Genomic DNA, 14903 nt, shown 5'->3' with positions numbered 1-14903 from the left:
GTGGGCCTGTCAGAAGAGGGAGGCCCGTCAGAAGAGGTGTGGCGTGTCGAGGTGTTTCCTGCGGTCTCGCCGGACGGTTCCGGCCATCATTCCGACTGCCAGCGCCAAGGCCACGAACACCGCGACGGTGCTGGCCAGAGCCCCTGCCTCGTGGCCGCTGCCCGCGGCGAACAGCGCCAGGGCGATCATCAGTACTGCGATCAGCACCAATCCGTATCCGACCCACGCGACAAAAAGGTTGAGCTTCATGGCCGAACTCCCTCCCAGCGGGTGGTGTCATCCGTCCCCGCCGACGCTACCCGCGCGTGAGCGAGGTCACAAGGTGGCACCATACGATCGTATGTACGCTCCGCGCTCTGCGCTCCCCCCGGTCGCCCCGTGACCACCCCGGACGACACGGGTGACCCCGGTTCCAGGTTCGGTCGCGAGGCGGTAGGCCCGGACGGGCGCAACGAGACGCCCATCGAACGCCTCGACCGGAACTGGTCGAACCTCCTCCAGGAACTGCGGGTCGTGCAGACCGGCGTCCAGGTGCTCACCGGCCTGCTGCTCACCCTGCCGTTCCAGGCCCGATTCGACGACCTGTCCACATATCAGTACGGCGTCTACCTCGTGACGTTGCTCGCCTCCGTCTTCGCTACGGTGTTCCTCGTCGCGCCCGTCGTGATGCATCGCATTCTGTTTCGCCGCGGACAACTTCCGCGACTCGTTGCCACCGCGCACGTGTTCACGCTCGCCGGCATCGTCTTTCTCGGTGTTGCCCTCACCGGCGCAGTCGTCCTCGTGGTCGGAATCCTTCTCGGTGACATCGTCGCCCTCATCATCGGAGGAGTGACCACCCTGCTGTTCGTATGGGCGTGGTTGCTGTACCCGTGGCGGTTCCGCGTCCGTCCCCGGGCACACAGCCCGATCGACGGGTCCTGAGCCTCCCGTCGTCGGCGCGCCGGTTCCCGGTGAATGCGTCAGTGCGCGTCGCGCAGCACGTCGTAGCGGAGCACCGCGAACTCTCCGTTGCGATCGAGTTCTCTCAGCCGCATCTCGACATGCCGGGGCAGCAAGGGTTTACCCGCACCGATGGTCACCGGAGCAATGGAGACGATCACTTCGTCCAGCAGACCGTGCTCGGCGAACTGGCCCGCCAGATCTCCGCCACCGACCATCCACAGGTCCCGTCCACCGGCCGCGTCGGCCATCTCGGCGTAGACCTCGCGTACGTCGCTTTGCGTGAAGCGGATGTCCCCCGGCCCGTTCGGTCCGCTCGCGACCGGAAGGTCGCTTCGGTGCGTGAACACCCAGCACGGAATGTCGTACTGCCATTTATCGATTCCCTCATGGTCGAGCACCCAGCGATAGGTCGTGGATCCCGTCACCATCGCTCCGATCCCCGCGATGAACTCCTGATACCCGGCAGGGCCTCCCTCGTCGATCTCTCGCGAAAGCAGCCAGTCGAGCGAATCATCGGCTGTCGCAAGGAAACCGTCGAGAGTACTTGCGGTGAAATAGCTCATGCGGGTCATGGCGTGGTCCTTTCCGGTCCGGGTGCGAATGCGGCAGAAGTGAAGTGCCAGTCGAGGGGATCGCCGTGGTCGACGCTGCGGCCGGCGGCTCGAAGCATGTGACGGACGAGTTGCCTCCGATGCGCCGAGAACGTGAGCACGTGTGCGACGACTCCACCGAGGACGAAGCTCTGCGGCGGCTCACAGAGTGCGTCGATCAGCCGGTCGCCCCATGCTCCGCGGCGGTCGATGTCCCGCACGGCGTCGGCCCATCTCGTCGCGACCTCGTCGAACCGGCGGAGGAGGGATTCCGGGTCGTGCCCACCACGGTCGGGTTGGTCGTCTCCCGCCATCGATGCGAGCCAGATCTCCTTGGTCCACACGAGATTCCCGAGCACGCGTCCGATCGACTCCTCCGGACCGTCCCATTCGAGCACCACGAGTCCGGGAAAACGATTGCGCTCGTATTCCGGCTCGTCGAGTTCTCGGGCGAGTTCGAGCAGCGCACGCGTGTCGTCGAGGTCGTGATGCACGAGGTGCGCCACGACCTCCGAGCCGGAATGCCTCCCGGCGGAGACGGTCCCGTCCTCGAGCCACAGGTTCATGGGCGGGTGGAAATGCACTCCGTTCGGTGCCGTGAGCCAATGAGCACGACCGTCCTGCGACGACGTCCTCGTCGTCGCACTGGGTGGATATCCGTACGCGCGTGCATACGCGCGCCCGAACCCTTCGACGCTGCTGTAACCGGCCCCGAACGCGGCATCGGTGACACCGGCGCCGTTGGCCAGTTGCCAGGCCGCGCGTTCGAGCATCACTCTCCGCCGCAGGGCCACCGGGGACTCCCCGGTACCGACACCGAACTGGCGTGTGAAGTGCCAGGGGGACGCGTACGCCCCCTGCGCCATCTGTTCGAGGTTGACGTTGTTCTCGTCGAGCACCGCGTCGAGGAGTTCACGTAAGCGGTCGCGCCGGGGCTCGGACAGCCGGGTTTCGGACATAGGACAAGTCTGACGACCTTCGTGCGGTCGCGCTTGACCGTTCTTGCCGAATCCCGCCGGCAGTCACCCGGGCAGCGTCTCACCGCCGATAGGAGCCAGCACTTCCCCGCTGTAATAGGAGGACATCGTCGCCGAGGCGAAGAAGACGTACGACGGCGCGATCTCGTCGGGTTGCGCGGCCCTGCCGTACGGTGCCTGCTGACCGAACTCGGACACCTTCTCCGCGTCCATCGTCGCGGGAATCAGCGGGGTCCACACCGGTCCCGGCGCGACACAGTTGACTCTGATCCCCCGGTCGCTCAGTGCCTGCGCGAGCGAATAGGTCAACGCGATCACGGCGCCCTTGGTCGCCGAGTAGTCGATCAGTGTCTTGTTCCCGCGCAGCCCGTTGATCGAGGCGGTGTTGATCACGGCGCCGCCCCGGGGAAGGTGCGGCAGCGCCGCCTTGGTGACATGAAAGAAGCTGTCGATATTGACGGCGAAGGTCCTTCGCCACTGTTCGTCGTCGAGTTCCGCGAAGTCGTCGACCGGCTGCTGGGTACCGACATTGTTGACGACGATCTCCAGACCGCCCATGGCGGCCGCGGCCTCGGCGACAACCGTGCGGCAGTGAGCCGGGTCCGCGAGATCTCCCGGGTACAGGTGACATGCGCGTCCTTCCGCCTCCACGAGAGCGGCGGTGTGCTCGGCATCCTCCTGTTCCTCCAGGTAGGCGATCGCCACGTCCGCACCTTCCTTCGCGAAGGCCACCGCGACCGCCCGGCCGATCCCGGAGTCACCACCGGTGATCAACGCTCGCCGGCCGGCGAGCAAGTCCCTGCCGCGATAGTCGCGCATCTCGTCGCGGGGGCGTTCCGCCATGTCGGTCGTATCGCCCGGATAGTCGATGGTGTGCGGTTTCCGTTCCTTGTCGTCTGCCATAGCGAGCGGTTACCCCCTGCGCCGGTGGGCACACGTATCCGTTTCCGCCGGGCCCGCCAGGGGTAACCGGCACGTATGTCTGATGTGATCCGGCCGTGTGACCTGTCCGCCGCTTCTCTGCCGACCCCGCGGGGGCCGATCTCCGCCGCCGTCGTCGAACGGCTGGCCCGTCCCGCCGACGCCGCGGCCTGGCAGATCGCAGTTGGTGAGCCCGACCCGTACGGCGACGACGTGCAACTGGCCCTGACCGTGCTCTACGAGTTGCACTACCGCGGTTTCGACGGTGTCGACGCGTCGTGGGAGTGGGCGCCGGGACCCCTGGGACTGCGCGCCGACCTCGAGCGTCTGTTCCTCGCACAGTTGCGCGCCGACGTCCCGGTCGGCGACGACACGGACGCGACGTTCGACGCGCTCTACCGCGAGCCGAAGGACGCCTGGGGCGTGTCGCACGAACTGGCGGAACGCGGTACCTGGGACCAGACCCGCGAGTTCTTCGTACACCGCTCGATCTACCACCTGAAGGAAGCGGATCCGCACGCGTTCGCCATTCCTCGCCTGCGGGGCCGTGCGAAAGCGGCACTCGTCGCGGTCGAATTCGACGAATACGGCGGTGGTCGCGCCGACAGGATGCACTCCCGCCTGTACGCCGATCTGCTGAAAGCGGCCGACCTCGACGAGCGCTACCTCGGCTATCTCGACGCCGTGCCGGCCGTCACCCTCGCGACCGTCAATTTCATGTCGCTCTGCGGGCTGCACCGGGCGCACATGCCGATGCTCGTGGGGATGTTCACCGCTGCGGAGATCACCACGGCTCCGAGTGCCCGGCGGATGGCGTCGGCCCTGGAACGTCTCGGCGCAGACCCCGCGTGCGTCACGTTCTACACCGAGCACATCGAAGCGGATGCCGTGCACGAACTGGTGCTTCGGCACGACGTGGTGGGTGACATGATCGCGGCCGACCCCCGCTGCGCGAGCGACATCGTGTTCGGCGCGGAGGCGGCGGAGTTCCTCGAAGGCCGCCTCGCACACCACCTGCTGGACAACTGGTCGAAGGGTTCGACGACGCTTCGTGCGTCCCTCGACGAAATCGCTCCGGTGGACCAGCCCGTGAGCTGATCCACCGGAGCGGTCCGACGGGTACGCCGCGTCAGTCGAGGACGCCCGGCTCGTGGGTCGGGGTTCCACCCGAACCGTGGAGCCGGCGGTGACGGAAATTGATCGTGATCAACGCCGCGCCGGCCGAGAGGAGCGCCGCAGCGATGACGACGGCAACCACCGTCCAGCCGGCGAACCCGTCTCCTGCAGCGAAGAGCGCCATGGCGACGACAGCAATGCTCGCAAGAACGCACGCGTAGCCGATCCATCCCGCTACCCGGGAGCCGGTGGTCGGCGGCTCGTGCCTCGATGTGTTGGTCATAGTGGTTTGTACCCCTTCGTGCGGCCCGACAAAACTCGGGCGATCGAGAAACAAGCTCCCCCACAGTGTGATCCGGTCAAGGCGGAATCCGGCGCCCGATCGGGCCGCGCCCGACAAGCACAGCGAGAAGTTCCCGCGCGGTGCGCGCACGCAACACCGGACTGCAGGTTCCGCCCCGCGCACGCATGCCGGCGATCGTCTCCGCCCAGACGGCGGGACCGGAATGCCGCGGCGCCCAGCCGAGCACTGCGGACGCCCGCTCGCATCCGAGCATGGGAGTGGCGTATGCCAGGTCGACCCACCCGCCCTGAACCGGCTGAAGTCGCGCGTGCCAACCGGCGTCGGCCACCGCGGAGAGCAGTCGTGCGGGAACGTGGACGGTGGAGCAACCGAACGGTGCGGCGAAGTCTTCGGCGCCGACGGGCACCGGCGAGGCCAGGTTGACCGCGCCCACCGCACGACGTCGGAGTGCCGAGTCGATTGCCGCGGCCACGTCGTCGGCATGCACCGCGGGGATCGTGAGTCTCCGGTCGACGGGCAGCACCGGGACGTGGCGGGTGATCGCGGACGGCACCGCGTCCGGCAGCACGTATCGGGCGAGGCCCGACCCCGCTGCGTATTGCCCGATGAACCCCGGGCGTAACCGCAGCAGATCCGGCGCACCCGGCACACCCGACAATTCGTCGAGCACCCTTTCGGCCGCCACCTTGTACACGCTGTAGGCACAGCCGGGTATTCCCGTCGTCGGCCAGGACTCGTCGACGGGCCGGCCGTACGATCCCGGCGAGTACGCCGCGCCGGAGGACATGTGCAGCACGTGCGGTACGCCGGCGTCCGCTGCCGCCGAATACACGGCGCGTGTTCCCTCGACTGCGGTGCGCCGCAAGTATTCTCGCCGGTGCGACGGCTGGAATCCCCAGGCAAGGTGGACGACGGCATCGGCGCCGGACATCAGCCGCCGCAGCACCCCGTACGACTCGGGCTCCGCGAGGTCGACGCGACACCAGCGCGCAGAAGAATAGGGGCCGCGCGCCGGAGGTATCCGGCGCGCGACCCCTGTGATCTCGGGAGGTTCGGGCCACTGCGCGAGACGACGCAGCAGCGCGGATCCCACATTGCCGCTGGCCCCGGTCACGATGATTTTTGCGACCGCGGCATCCGGCACGAGAGAATCCTGTCTCCGGTCAGCGGACCTTGTCGGCCGCTTCCTTCTCGGTCGAGGCGTTTCCGTGGGCCAGGGCCCCGGCAGCGTTCTCCAGGTGCGCACGCACGAACCACTGGAACTTCTCGAGCTGACCGGTGTGCCCGATAAGGACGTCTTCGGTGATCGGATCGAGTTCGCCGACTTCCTCGATGGCCTTACGGTTGTCGGTGATCACCCCGTCGTAGACGAGGTCGAGCGCGGCGAGGTGAGCCTGAGCAGTGTCGCGGCCCACCGAGTAGTCGTCCCATGTGCGGTTCTTCTCGATAGCTCCCGGCGTGCCCTTCGGCGATTCACCGAGCGTCGCGATGCGTTCTGCTACTTCGTCCGCGTATCCACGCACGAGTTCAACCTGGGGATCGATCATCTCGTGGACGCCGATGAAGTTGGGTCCGACAACGTTCCAGTGAATGTGCTTGAGAGTGAGATGCAGGTCGTTGTACGCGCTCAGGCGCTGCTGCAGGACACCGGCAACTTTCGTGCCGTTCTTGCCGCTCAAACCGGGCACCGTGTATTTCGACATGATTGCGATCCTCCAAGTGCTTTTGTTTGGGTGGCCATCGCATACCCCGGAAACGGCACTGCTCAAACCCTTCGCACGAGTAACCGCTCACTGTCAGGTCGTGCGGAGAAGGTCCGGCGCGGACATCTCGGGCCGGCGACGAGCACGTGCCGCCCACCGATGACACAGCAGCACGACCAGAGCCAGTTCGAAGGGCAATCCCCCGTAGTACATGATCTGGCTGCCCATTTCGGCCTGCTCTGCGGAGACGCCGGGAGGCGCGTCCGCGTACAGCGTCTTCGCGAGGATGTTGTGGGCGGCAATGGACACCACCAGCACTGCGGCCCGTAAGCCGAACGATGTGCGGTGAGGAGAAGGGTCCACTCCCACCAGCGAATAGGTGTACAGGTACCCGGCTGCGACGATGTGGAACTCGATCAGCCACATCACCCACGTTCCGCCGTGCATGTAGTCGAACAACCATGTCCGATAGAGAAGCCACAGCCCGCCGACGTTGAGTGTCGCCGCGACGAGCGGGTGGGTGAGCACTTCACAGGGCCGGGAGCGCAGCACCCGGGAGACGCGTCGGGCCTCGCGCAGAGGGAGCACGCGCAGCGCGAGGGTGACCGGTGCGGCGAGCACCAGCAGTAGCGGTACCGCCATGCCGGCTACCACGTGGGACACCATGTGACCCGCGAAGTCGAAGGATTCGTTGGCCGCACCGTGGCCGTGCTGCGCGCCGTGGCCCTGCGCCGGGCTGTCCGCGGATGCGGAGTTACCCCACACCGCGGCGAGCGCGAGCCAGCCCACCGTCCAACCGGCGGTGCGCGCGAGCGACCACGACTTCGCCGCCGCGGCTGCCGCCCAGTAGGCCAGCACCGCGCAGATCGCCACGCCCCAGACGACGAACGGCATCATCGCGATGCCGTCCTCACCGGCTCCTGCCGGTACGTGGACGCGATGATCGCGCCACCGCACACGAGCAGCACCGCGGCAAGGATGTTCCACGTCAGGTCGTACGGGAGAAGATCGACTTCGTATCGGATCTGGTGAAGGCCCATCAGCTTGTGCTGCACCAGGCCGTCGTACAACTGGAACGCACCCACCGCCGTCACGAAGCCGCCCACCAGGGCTCGCACCCACAACGTCCGGTCACGGATCGCCATGACCACCAGGTAGAAGCCGGCGACGGTGGCGAACCAGCTGAACGCGTGGAACAAGCCGTCCGACACCAGACCCGCCGACGTGGTGGACCGGTCGTAGAAGTGATGCCAATGGAGTATCTGGTGAAAGATCACCTCGTCGGTCATCGCGACCGCGCCCAACCCGAGGAACGCGCCCGCCAGCAGACTCCTGCCTCTTTCGGGCCGACGCTCCACCGTCGCACCCTCGACTTCGCTTTTGGTCATGACCAGGGGACTACCCCCGGTTCGGGCGGTCAATCCCTGCGGGAGACCATTGGCGCGACGCCCTCCGGTGCACCCCGCTCGGCCCGCACACAGAATTTTTTGGGGCGTGTGTTTCGATGCGGACAATCCGGGTATTCAGGACTTGGATCCGGAGCCGCTCGGCATCGGACAAGACAGCGAGGTGGACGCAATGATTGTTCTGGGCCTGATTCTTCTCGTGGTCGGATTCTTCACCGGGATCTCGATCCTGACGACACTGGGTGTCATCCTCCTGGTGATCGGCGTCATCATGGCAATCCTGGGAGCCTCCGGCAAGGCCGTCGGTGGTCGCGCCCACTGGTATTGATCCTTAGAACAGTCGAAGTCCGGACGCTACGGCGTCCGGGCTTCGGCTGTTGTGCGGTATCGGCAAGACACAAAAAGAAAGCCCGTTCGCCGGCACCCGATCACATGTTCGGGAATCCCGCGTTCGGGCTTTCTGCGGTTATCGGTCCCGGGACCGTATCGGCCGGCGATGACTGGTATCGCACAGCGGATACAACTCGCTACGCCGACATCGGCACACTGCCACGACGAACCGGTCCGATTCCGTCACGGACCCGTCCTCGGTCTCGATCCGAACCGGACCGTTCACGAGCATCGGTCCGCCTTTGACTTTGCGGACGACCGTGACGTCCTCTGCGCTACCGGTGGTCGCGTTCACCACGTGGCGGCCACCCTCGCTCTCAGTGCCTGCCTGCACGGATCACCACCACCTCTTCGGTATCGATGCCCTGTTGTGCCAGCTCCACTTCCTGGAGATAGCTCAGGCGACTCTGCAGGACCGGTCCGAACGGGATGCGTTCGCGGGCCACGACCGAGCCCGAAAGGCCGGCGGCGCGCACACGCTCGAGTGTTTCGTCTACCCCGGTGAATTCCGAGTGCACGAGCAACGCGAACCCGCGCGGAGACAAGAGCCGGGGCAAGGAGTCGCACAACGGGTCGAGCACCGATCGCCCGTCCGGACCGGCATCCCAGCGCGGATCCTCACTGCCCCGGCCGTCGTCCGGCACATAGGGCGGGTTGGAGAGAACCACGTCGAACGGACCGTGTTCCACGGCCACATCCAGACTTCCTCGAAGTACCGAGATCGGCAGCCTCCGCGACAGGGCATTTGCCCGCGCGGTGAGAACCGCCCTGCGTGAAATATCGAGCGCAGTCACCGCCCCGGCCCCCGCCCTGGCGGCTGTGATTGCGAGAAACCCACTCCCGGTACAGAAATCGAGGACTTTGGCGTCCTGTGCACCTCCGGCGTCGCGGAGCGCCCGCGCAAGAAGAAACGAATCCTCTTGGGGGCGGTACACGCCGGGCAGACGCCACACTCGAGGGGAATCCGGACGGTCGAGGACTGGAGAAGTGGTCACAGCTACATCACCCCGGGGTTCGATGTGCGGAGTCGACGACTACGCACCAGCCAATGCCTGAGCCGACCGTGCGGAGGGCGCATCTTCCCGTCGACGACGCCCACAACGCGCCATCGAGCGGGTATTCGGTCATGGCCGCGAATACCCGTACCCCAGATCCGCGAAACCTGCCGTTTACGACCACGACTTCTCGGTCAGGACATCACCCGGCGCCCCAGGGCGTGCAGGCCGCGTCGCAGCGGCCCCGTCGCTCGCTGATCCTGCAGTGCGGCATCGGCGGCGTTCCAGCCGCACATTCCGTGTACGCCGCCGCCGGGGTGTGCTCCCGCGCTGGCCAGATACAGCTTGCCCACCGGGGTCCGCGACCCGCCGAGTCCTGGCGCGGGACGAAGGAACAACTGCTGGTGGATCTGCGCGGTACCACCGTTGACCGCTCCACCGACCAGGTTGGCGTCAGCCGCTTCGAGATCGGCGGGACGCTGCACGGTCCGGCCCAGAATCGTGTCCCGGAATCCGGGCGCGTACGCCTCGAGCTGGGCGTCGACCCTCTCGGCGAGAAGGTCCGCGGACTCGTCGTCGGTGACGCCGCGGGGCAGGTGCGTGTATGCCCACGCACTTTCGGTCCCGGCGGGCGACCGGGTGGGATCCGTCGTCGTCATCTGCCCGAAGAGCAGGAACGGAGACTCCGGAACCACCCCTGTCGACAGATCCGCCGACCAGCGGACCATCGCGTTCGAATCGGCACCGACATGCACGGTGCCCGTCCGGGACAACGACTCCGACCGCCACGGCACAGGACTGTCGAGCGCGTAGTTCACCTTGACCACGGGCGTGTCCCATTCGAATCCCTGCAGGTCGGCACGGGCACGCTCGGTGACGGAGGAACTCGCGAGCAACTTTCCGTACAGCGCGGGCGCCGACACGTCCGCGAGTATCGCCCGGCGGGCCTTCACCCGTCGTCCGCCCGCAGTCCGCACCGCTACGGCGGTTCCGTCTTCGACGTCGATATCGGTGACGCGATCGCCACATCGGAGCTGCACGCCGGCATGTTCACCGCGGCGGACCAGAGCGTCGGTGAGGGCACCCGCACCGCCGACCGGACACGGGAAACCCACGTCCTGGGCGAGCATGGTCAAGAGGTAACCCATCACGCCGCTGCCCGGGGCGTCGGGAGGGATATCGGAATGCATGGCATTGCCGAGCAGGAGCAGGCGGGCTGCATCTCCGCCGAACAATTCCTCGCTCAGGCGACGGACGGGAAGCGCCAGCATCCTGGCGAAGCGCAGAGATTCCGCAGGCCCGAGTGCGCGCAGCAGTGACGTCGAACCCCGAACCGGCGGGAACGGGGAAAGAAGCAGCTTCAGCAGTGAACCGCGCACCGTGTTCCACTGCTCGACGAGCGTCATCCAGGCTTCCCCGTCACCGGCGCACCGGCGTTCGAGATCGGCGGCGGTGTCTTCGGCACGGCGCGAGACCACCACCGCGTCCTCGTCCTCGGGACCGAGCGGATGACCGAACGAGTTGGGCGACCGGCTCCAGCTCAAACCGTGGGACTCGAGGTCGAGTGCGGCAAAGGCGGGCGACACCGCTCCGAGCGGATAGAACGCGCTGAACAGGTCGGTCCGGAAACCCGGATGGAGTTCGGCGCTGCGTACGGCACCGCCGGGTTGCGGTTGTTCCTCGAGCACCAGTACGTCCCAGCCGGCATCCGCGAGTGCCGCCGCTGCGGTGAGCCCGTTGGGACCGGCACCGATGACGACGGCATCGACAGTTTCGGTACTCATCGCGCGGGCCCCGAGGGAGTCGCACGTTGCGCGAGGAGCGTCAACCGGGACAGGCACTCCCGATTCCGCGGCCATACCGCGGATTCCTGTACGAACTCGGGCAGCATGCTGGGGAGCCCGCTCACGACGTGCTCGGACATGGTGATCGTCGACCCGGCTCCGGACGCGGGTTCGATCGTCAACCGGATCTCGGCCTGGCCGAAAGCCCAGGCGCGTGCACGCAAGACGAGTTCTCGTTCGGGGGTCGCCGAGAGAACCTCGGTGCGGTCGTCGAGCAGCACGGGCCACAGTCCGACGGAATGATGGATGCGGCTGCCGACGGCCGGCCAGGTCGCGTCGACCTTCCGAATGCGGGAGGCTCCGACGACCCACGTCGCATAGCTCCACCCGTCCGCCAGGACATCCCACACCCGGCTCGGCGAAGCAGTGGTCTCCTTGCGTGCGACTTTGGTCATCCCCGATTTCCCTCCTCGTCCGCGGTCCGTGCCGGGGGCATACCCGCGACCGCTCCGGCCCACACCGGCGCCTCGCGCGCGGGTGTGAGACGAGAAGCGGAGGGGTACCTGAGCGACATGCCCGCAGACAGAGAAGAACCCACACAGTCCGACGACGCAAGACAGGGAGCATCTGCATTCGTGTTCGCTCCCTCACCCCTGCTGACGGTCACGATCGAAAAAGCGCCGAGCGGGAGCACAGAACTGCACGTGCATCCCGGTGGACAGGGTTTCTGGATCGGCCGGATGGCATCCATCCTGGGCATGGACGTACACCTGTGCGGCCCCTTCGGCGGTGAGTCCGGCGGCATTCTCGTCGACCTCATCGGCCGCGAAGGCATCACGGTCCATCCGGTGTCTTCCGCCTCCGACAACGGCTCGTACGTCCACGACCGTCGCGGCGGCGAACGCGAAGTGGTCGTGGAGGTCGAGCCACCCACGCTCACCCGCCACGAGACGGACGACCTCTTCAGCGCCTCGCTCGGCGCAGGCATGTCCGCCGATGTTGCGATCATCGGCGGGCCGCACTGCGACGACGCCGTACCCACCGAGCTCTACACCCGCCTCTGCGCCGACCTGTCCGCCCTGAAGATCCCGGTCGTGGCAGATCTCTCGGGCCCGACCCTGACCGCCGCGCTGGAAGGCGGGGTGTCGCTGCTGAAGGTGAGCCACGAGGACCTCATCGAAGACGGCCGCGCGGCCTCGGAGGACCTCGACGACCTCATCGCCGCCATGCACTCGCTGCACAAGGAAGGTGCCGGAAGCGTCGTGATCTCACGTGCGGCCGATCCGGCGATCGCACTGCACGACGGGGGGGTCTGGGAGGTCGAGGCGCCCCCGGTGCAGTCGGTGGACCACCGTGGCGCCGGCGACTCGATGACCGCGGGCCTCGCCGTCGGCTATGCCGACGGACTCCCGTTCGAGCAAGCTCTCCGGCTCGGTGCCGCCGCCGGCGCAGTGAACGTCACGCGACGAGGACTCGCCACCGGTCAGCGGCACTCGATCGAGAAGATGACCGAGAACGTGCAGGTGCGACGACTGGAGAAGGACCACACATGAAGGCGCTGATCGTCAACGACGACGGAATCGACAGTCCCGGGCTGGCCGCGCTGGCCCGGGTCGCCGTCGCGGCGGGCCTCGACGTGCAGGTGGCAGCACCCCACATCGAACGAAGCGGCGCCAGCGCAGCGCTGAGCGCCCTCGAGGACGACGGAAAGCTGAAGGTGTCGCGGCGGTCCATGCCGGAGCTTCCCGACGTGGACGTTCTCGCGGTCCACGCGTCCCCGGCATTGATCACGTTCGTCGCGTCGTACGGCGCCTTCGGTGACACTCCCGACCTCGTTCTGTCGGGGATCAACCTCGGGCCCAACACCGGTCGCGCGATCCTTCATTCCGGAACCGTGGGCGCCGCTCTCACCGCGGCGGCTCACGGGGCCCGCGCGGTCGCGTTGTCGCTCAACGCATCCGATCCCTCGTCGTGGGAGACCGCGGAATACATCGCCGAACGTGCCGTGCGATGGTCGATGGAGCACGGGGAACCCGGCGAGGTCCTCAACGTGAACATCCCCGATGTTCCGGTCGAGGAACTGCACGGGCTGCGCGAGGCCCAGCTGGCCGAATTCGGTGCGGTTCAGGCGGAGATCTCCGACTCGGACGAGGACTACGACGATCAATACGATGACGACGACACCCGCACCGTGACCATGTCCTTCAAGGCCATCGACATCCACGGGCCGGACGACACCGACGCCGTGTTGCTCAGCCGCGGGTGGGCCACCGCGACCGTCCTGCAGATGCCGTTCGAGATGGCGGGGTCCGATCTAGGCGACCTCGGATTCTCCCGGGACGGTGTGTCCCCTTCCTGAGCCCGCGTCTCCCGGCACTCGAGCACAACACCGACGGCACCGCGCCCCACGTGGATATCCACGTGGGGCGCGGTGCCGAGTGCGGACGATCGATTACGGATGCAGGGCGATCTTGATCGCGCCGTCTTCCTTGCGCTGGAAGATCTCGTACGCGTGCGGTGCCTCCGCCAGGGACAGCCTGTGCGTCGCGAAGGTGTCCACTCCGAGCGGATCGTCGTCCGTCAGCAGCGGAAGAATCTCCGGCACCCAGTGGAGGACGTTGGCCTGACCCATGCGCAGCCGGATCTGCTTGTCGAACATCGTCATCATGGGCATGGGATCGGTCATCCCGCCGTACACGCCGCTGAGCGAGATGGTGCCGCCGCGTCGCACGATATCGATGGCCGTGTACAGCGCGTGAAGCCTGTCCACTCCTGCTTTCTCCATCAGCGGTTCCGCGATCGCCGAGGGCAGGAATCCTGTCGCCGTCTGGGCAAGCTTGGCCACCGGCGACCCGTGCGCTTCCATCCCCACCGCGTCGATCACCGAGTCGGTGCCGCGACCGTCGGTGCGGTCGCGGATGATGTCGCCGAGATCGCTGCCCGCCTCACGGAGGTCGATCGTCTCCATACCGCGGGAAGCGGCACGAGCGAGCCGTTCCGGCACCAGATCGACCGCGATCACGCGCGCACCCCGGTGCATGGCGATACGTCCTGCCATCTCGCCGATCGGCCCCAGCCCCAGCACCGCCACCGTGCCGCCGTCCGGAATGTTCGCGTATTCCACCGCCTGCCAGGCGGTGGGCAACACGTCCGAGAGGTAAGAGAAACGGTCGTCCGCCGGCCCGTCGGGAACCTTGATGTGAGTCGAGTCGGCCAGGGGAACACGGAGATACTCCGCCTGTGCACCCGGCACGCTGCCGTACAGCTTCGAGTATCCGAAAAGTGCTGCGCCACTCCCCTCTTCGCGAACCTGAGTGGTTTCACACTGCGACTGGAGCCCGTGGTCGCACATGAAGCAGCTGCCGCACGATATCTGGAACGGGATGACCACTCGGTCTCCCGGAGTCAGGCTGGTGACACCGGCGCCGACTTCTTCCACGATCCCCATCGGTTCGTGCCCGAGAATGTCGCCGGGCGTCATGAAGGCGCCGAGCACCTCGTACAGGTGCAGATCCGACCCGCAGATGTTGGTGGTCGTGACTCGAATGACGGCGTCGGTCGGCTTCTCGATCTTCGCGTCGGGGACATTGTCGACGCTGACCTTTCGACGACCTTGCCATGTCACTGCCTTCATCGGGAACTCCTCCGCTGTGGACTGCACGTGTTTTCCGGCTACCCGGCCCCCGCCGGGGTTAACCGCGCCGATCGGGGTATCCGCCGGGCACGAGATCCCGGATCGACCGGCACACCCGCCCGACCCCACCACGAAGGA

Annotated in this window: 19 protein-coding genes; 5 read left to right on the top strand and 14 right to left on the bottom strand. The window is 66.9% G+C overall.

The window, feature by feature from the left end; all coding sequences use genetic code 11:
• Nucleotides 1–27 precede the first annotated feature (27 nt).
• Complete coding sequence (locus tag HF877_RS01605) at nt 28–249, bottom strand: hypothetical protein (RefSeq protein WP_169619340.1); 222 nt, start codon at nt 247–249, stop codon at nt 28–30.
• A gap of 213 nt (nt 250–462) precedes the next feature.
• Here HF877_RS01605 and HF877_RS01600 point away from each other — a divergent pair, with 213 nt between their 5' ends.
• Nucleotides 463–924 carry a DUF6328 family protein gene (locus HF877_RS01600; RefSeq protein ID WP_169619608.1) on the top strand — a complete coding sequence of 154 codons (462 nt, stop codon included), beginning with the start codon at nt 463–465 and terminating at the stop codon, nt 922–924.
• A 38-nt stretch (nt 925–962) separates the two neighbouring features.
• Here the strand turns inward: HF877_RS01600 and HF877_RS01595 are convergent, their stop codons facing one another.
• The 3 genes from HF877_RS01595 to HF877_RS01585 all read right to left on the bottom strand — a co-directional run bounded on the left by HF877_RS01595 (nt 963) and on the right by HF877_RS01585 (nt 3415).
• Entirely contained in the window at nt 963–1517 is a 555-nt protein-coding gene (locus tag HF877_RS01595; RefSeq protein WP_169619339.1) for a dihydrofolate reductase family protein, read from the bottom strand.
• The gene (locus tag HF877_RS01590) at nt 1514–2494 is read right to left on the bottom strand and encodes a helix-turn-helix domain-containing protein (protein ID WP_206036428.1); all 981 of its coding nucleotides are present in this window, start codon (nt 2492–2494) and stop codon (nt 1514–1516) included. The genes HF877_RS01595 and HF877_RS01590 overlap by 4 nt, the downstream gene beginning before the upstream one ends.
• A 63-nt stretch (nt 2495–2557) precedes the next feature.
• Nucleotides 2558–3415: an SDR family oxidoreductase gene (locus tag HF877_RS01585; protein WP_169619338.1), complete on the bottom strand. Its 858-nt coding sequence runs from the start codon at nt 3413–3415 to the stop codon at nt 2558–2560.
• A 75-nt stretch (nt 3416–3490) separates the two neighbouring features.
• Here HF877_RS01585 and HF877_RS01580 point away from each other — a divergent pair, with 75 nt between their 5' ends.
• On the top strand, nt 3491–4531 hold the full coding sequence (locus HF877_RS01580; protein ID WP_169619337.1) for an iron-containing redox enzyme family protein: 1041 nt from the start codon (nt 3491–3493) through the stop codon (nt 4529–4531).
• Between the two features lie 31 nt (nt 4532–4562).
• On the opposite strand, the gene HF877_RS01575 is transcribed toward HF877_RS01580, so the two are convergent.
• The 5 genes from HF877_RS01575 to HF877_RS01555 all read right to left on the bottom strand — a co-directional run bounded on the left by HF877_RS01575 (nt 4563) and on the right by HF877_RS01555 (nt 7944).
• On the bottom strand, nt 4563–4832 hold the full coding sequence (locus tag HF877_RS01575; protein ID WP_169619336.1) for a hypothetical protein: 270 nt from the start codon (nt 4830–4832) through the stop codon (nt 4563–4565).
• A gap of 76 nt (nt 4833–4908) precedes the next feature.
• Nucleotides 4909–5997 carry an NAD-dependent epimerase/dehydratase family protein gene (locus HF877_RS01570; RefSeq protein WP_346765034.1) on the bottom strand — a complete coding sequence of 363 codons (1089 nt, stop codon included), beginning with the start codon at nt 5995–5997 and terminating at the stop codon, nt 4909–4911.
• 19 nt (nt 5998–6016) lie between these two features.
• Nucleotides 6017–6556 (bottom strand): DNA starvation/stationary phase protection protein, encoded by a 540-nt coding sequence (locus HF877_RS01565; protein WP_169619335.1) that lies wholly within the window; start codon nt 6554–6556, stop codon nt 6017–6019.
• 93 nt (nt 6557–6649) lie between these two features.
• Nucleotides 6650–7453, bottom strand: coding sequence for a cytochrome c oxidase assembly protein (locus HF877_RS01560; protein ID WP_169619334.1), 804 nt, complete (start codon nt 7451–7453; stop codon nt 6650–6652).
• Nucleotides 7450–7944, bottom strand: coding sequence for a DUF2243 domain-containing protein (locus HF877_RS01555; protein WP_169619333.1), 495 nt, complete (start codon nt 7942–7944; stop codon nt 7450–7452). The genes HF877_RS01560 and HF877_RS01555 overlap by 4 nt, the downstream gene beginning before the upstream one ends.
• Nucleotides 7945–8134: 190 nt before the next feature.
• On the opposite strand from HF877_RS01555, the gene HF877_RS01550 reads away from it, so the two are divergent.
• The gene (locus HF877_RS01550; RefSeq protein WP_169619332.1) at nt 8135–8290 is read left to right on the top strand and encodes a DUF6131 family protein; all 156 of its coding nucleotides are present in this window, start codon (nt 8135–8137) and stop codon (nt 8288–8290) included.
• A gap of 138 nt (nt 8291–8428) precedes the next feature.
• On the opposite strand, the gene HF877_RS01545 is transcribed toward HF877_RS01550, so the two are convergent.
• The 4 genes from HF877_RS01545 to HF877_RS01530 form a co-directional block, all read right to left on the bottom strand.
• Nucleotides 8429–8584: a CDGSH iron-sulfur domain-containing protein gene (locus HF877_RS01545; protein ID WP_169619605.1), complete on the bottom strand. Its 156-nt coding sequence runs from the start codon at nt 8582–8584 to the stop codon at nt 8429–8431.
• A gap of 85 nt (nt 8585–8669) precedes the next feature.
• Nucleotides 8670–9287: a HemK2/MTQ2 family protein methyltransferase gene (locus HF877_RS01540; protein ID WP_169619604.1), complete on the bottom strand. Its 618-nt coding sequence runs from the start codon at nt 9285–9287 to the stop codon at nt 8670–8672.
• A 254-nt stretch (nt 9288–9541) separates the two neighbouring features.
• Nucleotides 9542–11131 carry an NAD(P)/FAD-dependent oxidoreductase gene (locus tag HF877_RS01535; protein ID WP_169619331.1) on the bottom strand — a complete coding sequence of 530 codons (1590 nt, stop codon included), beginning with the start codon at nt 11129–11131 and terminating at the stop codon, nt 9542–9544.
• Entirely contained in the window at nt 11128–11586 is a 459-nt protein-coding gene (locus tag HF877_RS01530) for an SRPBCC family protein (protein WP_169619330.1), read from the bottom strand. The genes HF877_RS01535 and HF877_RS01530 overlap by 4 nt, the downstream gene beginning before the upstream one ends.
• Nucleotides 11587–11766: 180 nt before the next feature.
• On the opposite strand from HF877_RS01530, the gene HF877_RS01525 reads away from it, so the two are divergent.
• Complete coding sequence (locus HF877_RS01525) at nt 11767–12684, top strand: PfkB family carbohydrate kinase (protein WP_346765033.1); 918 nt, start codon at nt 11767–11769, stop codon at nt 12682–12684.
• A complete protein-coding gene (locus tag HF877_RS01520; RefSeq protein ID WP_169619328.1) occupies nt 12681–13490 on the top strand; it encodes a 5'/3'-nucleotidase SurE in 810 nt (269 codons plus the stop codon). The genes HF877_RS01525 and HF877_RS01520 overlap by 4 nt, the downstream gene beginning before the upstream one ends.
• 93 nt (nt 13491–13583) lie before the next feature.
• Here the strand turns inward: HF877_RS01520 and HF877_RS01515 are convergent, their stop codons facing one another.
• Entirely contained in the window at nt 13584–14765 is a 1182-nt protein-coding gene (locus tag HF877_RS01515; RefSeq protein ID WP_169619327.1) for a zinc-dependent alcohol dehydrogenase, read from the bottom strand.
• Between the last annotated feature and the right edge of the window lie 138 nt (nt 14766–14903).

It is taken from the genome of Rhodococcus sp. BL-253-APC-6A1W (assembly GCF_012843405.1).
Lineage (GTDB): Bacteria > Actinomycetota > Actinomycetes > Mycobacteriales > Mycobacteriaceae > Rhodococcus.
The sequence above is the reverse complement of the archived record's forward strand: the minus strand, read 5'-3'. Positions and strand labels throughout refer to the sequence as shown.

What these genes read in the sequence shown, in the direction of transcription:
- HF877_RS01605 (WP_169619340.1), bottom strand. Translation starts at nt 249, where the DNA reads ATGAAGCTCAACCTTTTTGTCGCGTGGGTCGGATACGGATTGGTGCTG.
- HF877_RS01515 (WP_169619327.1), bottom strand. Translation starts at nt 14,765, where the DNA reads ATGAAGGCAGTGACATGGCAAGGTCGTCGAAAGGTCAGCGTCGACAAT.
- HF877_RS01550 (WP_169619332.1), top strand. Translation starts at nt 8,135, where the DNA reads ATGATTGTTCTGGGCCTGATTCTTCTCGTGGTCGGATTCTTCACCGGG.
- HF877_RS01560 (WP_169619334.1), bottom strand. Translation starts at nt 7,453, where the DNA reads ATGATGCCGTTCGTCGTCTGGGGCGTGGCGATCTGCGCGGTGCTGGCC.
- HF877_RS01520 (WP_169619328.1), top strand. Translation starts at nt 12,681, where the DNA reads ATGAAGGCGCTGATCGTCAACGACGACGGAATCGACAGTCCCGGGCTG.
- HF877_RS01580 (WP_169619337.1), top strand. Translation starts at nt 3,491, where the DNA reads ATGTCTGATGTGATCCGGCCGTGTGACCTGTCCGCCGCTTCTCTGCCG.
- HF877_RS01545 (WP_169619605.1), bottom strand. Translation starts at nt 8,584, where the DNA reads ATGCTCGTGAACGGTCCGGTTCGGATCGAGACCGAGGACGGGTCCGTG.
- HF877_RS01590 (WP_206036428.1), bottom strand. Translation starts at nt 2,494, where the DNA reads ATGTCCGAAACCCGGCTGTCCGAGCCCCGGCGCGACCGCTTACGTGAA.
- HF877_RS01595 (WP_169619339.1), bottom strand. Translation starts at nt 1,517, where the DNA reads ATGACCCGCATGAGCTATTTCACCGCAAGTACTCTCGACGGTTTCCTT.
- HF877_RS01565 (WP_169619335.1), bottom strand. Translation starts at nt 6,556, where the DNA reads ATGTCGAAATACACGGTGCCCGGTTTGAGCGGCAAGAACGGCACGAAA.
- HF877_RS01530 (WP_169619330.1), bottom strand. Translation starts at nt 11,586, where the DNA reads ATGACCAAAGTCGCACGCAAGGAGACCACTGCTTCGCCGAGCCGGGTG.
- HF877_RS01575 (WP_169619336.1), bottom strand. Translation starts at nt 4,832, where the DNA reads ATGACCAACACATCGAGGCACGAGCCGCCGACCACCGGCTCCCGGGTA.
- HF877_RS01555 (WP_169619333.1), bottom strand. Translation starts at nt 7,944, where the DNA reads ATGACCAAAAGCGAAGTCGAGGGTGCGACGGTGGAGCGTCGGCCCGAA.
- HF877_RS01535 (WP_169619331.1), bottom strand. Translation starts at nt 11,131, where the DNA reads ATGAGTACCGAAACTGTCGATGCCGTCGTCATCGGTGCCGGTCCCAAC.
- HF877_RS01585 (WP_169619338.1), bottom strand. Translation starts at nt 3,415, where the DNA reads ATGGCAGACGACAAGGAACGGAAACCGCACACCATCGACTATCCGGGC.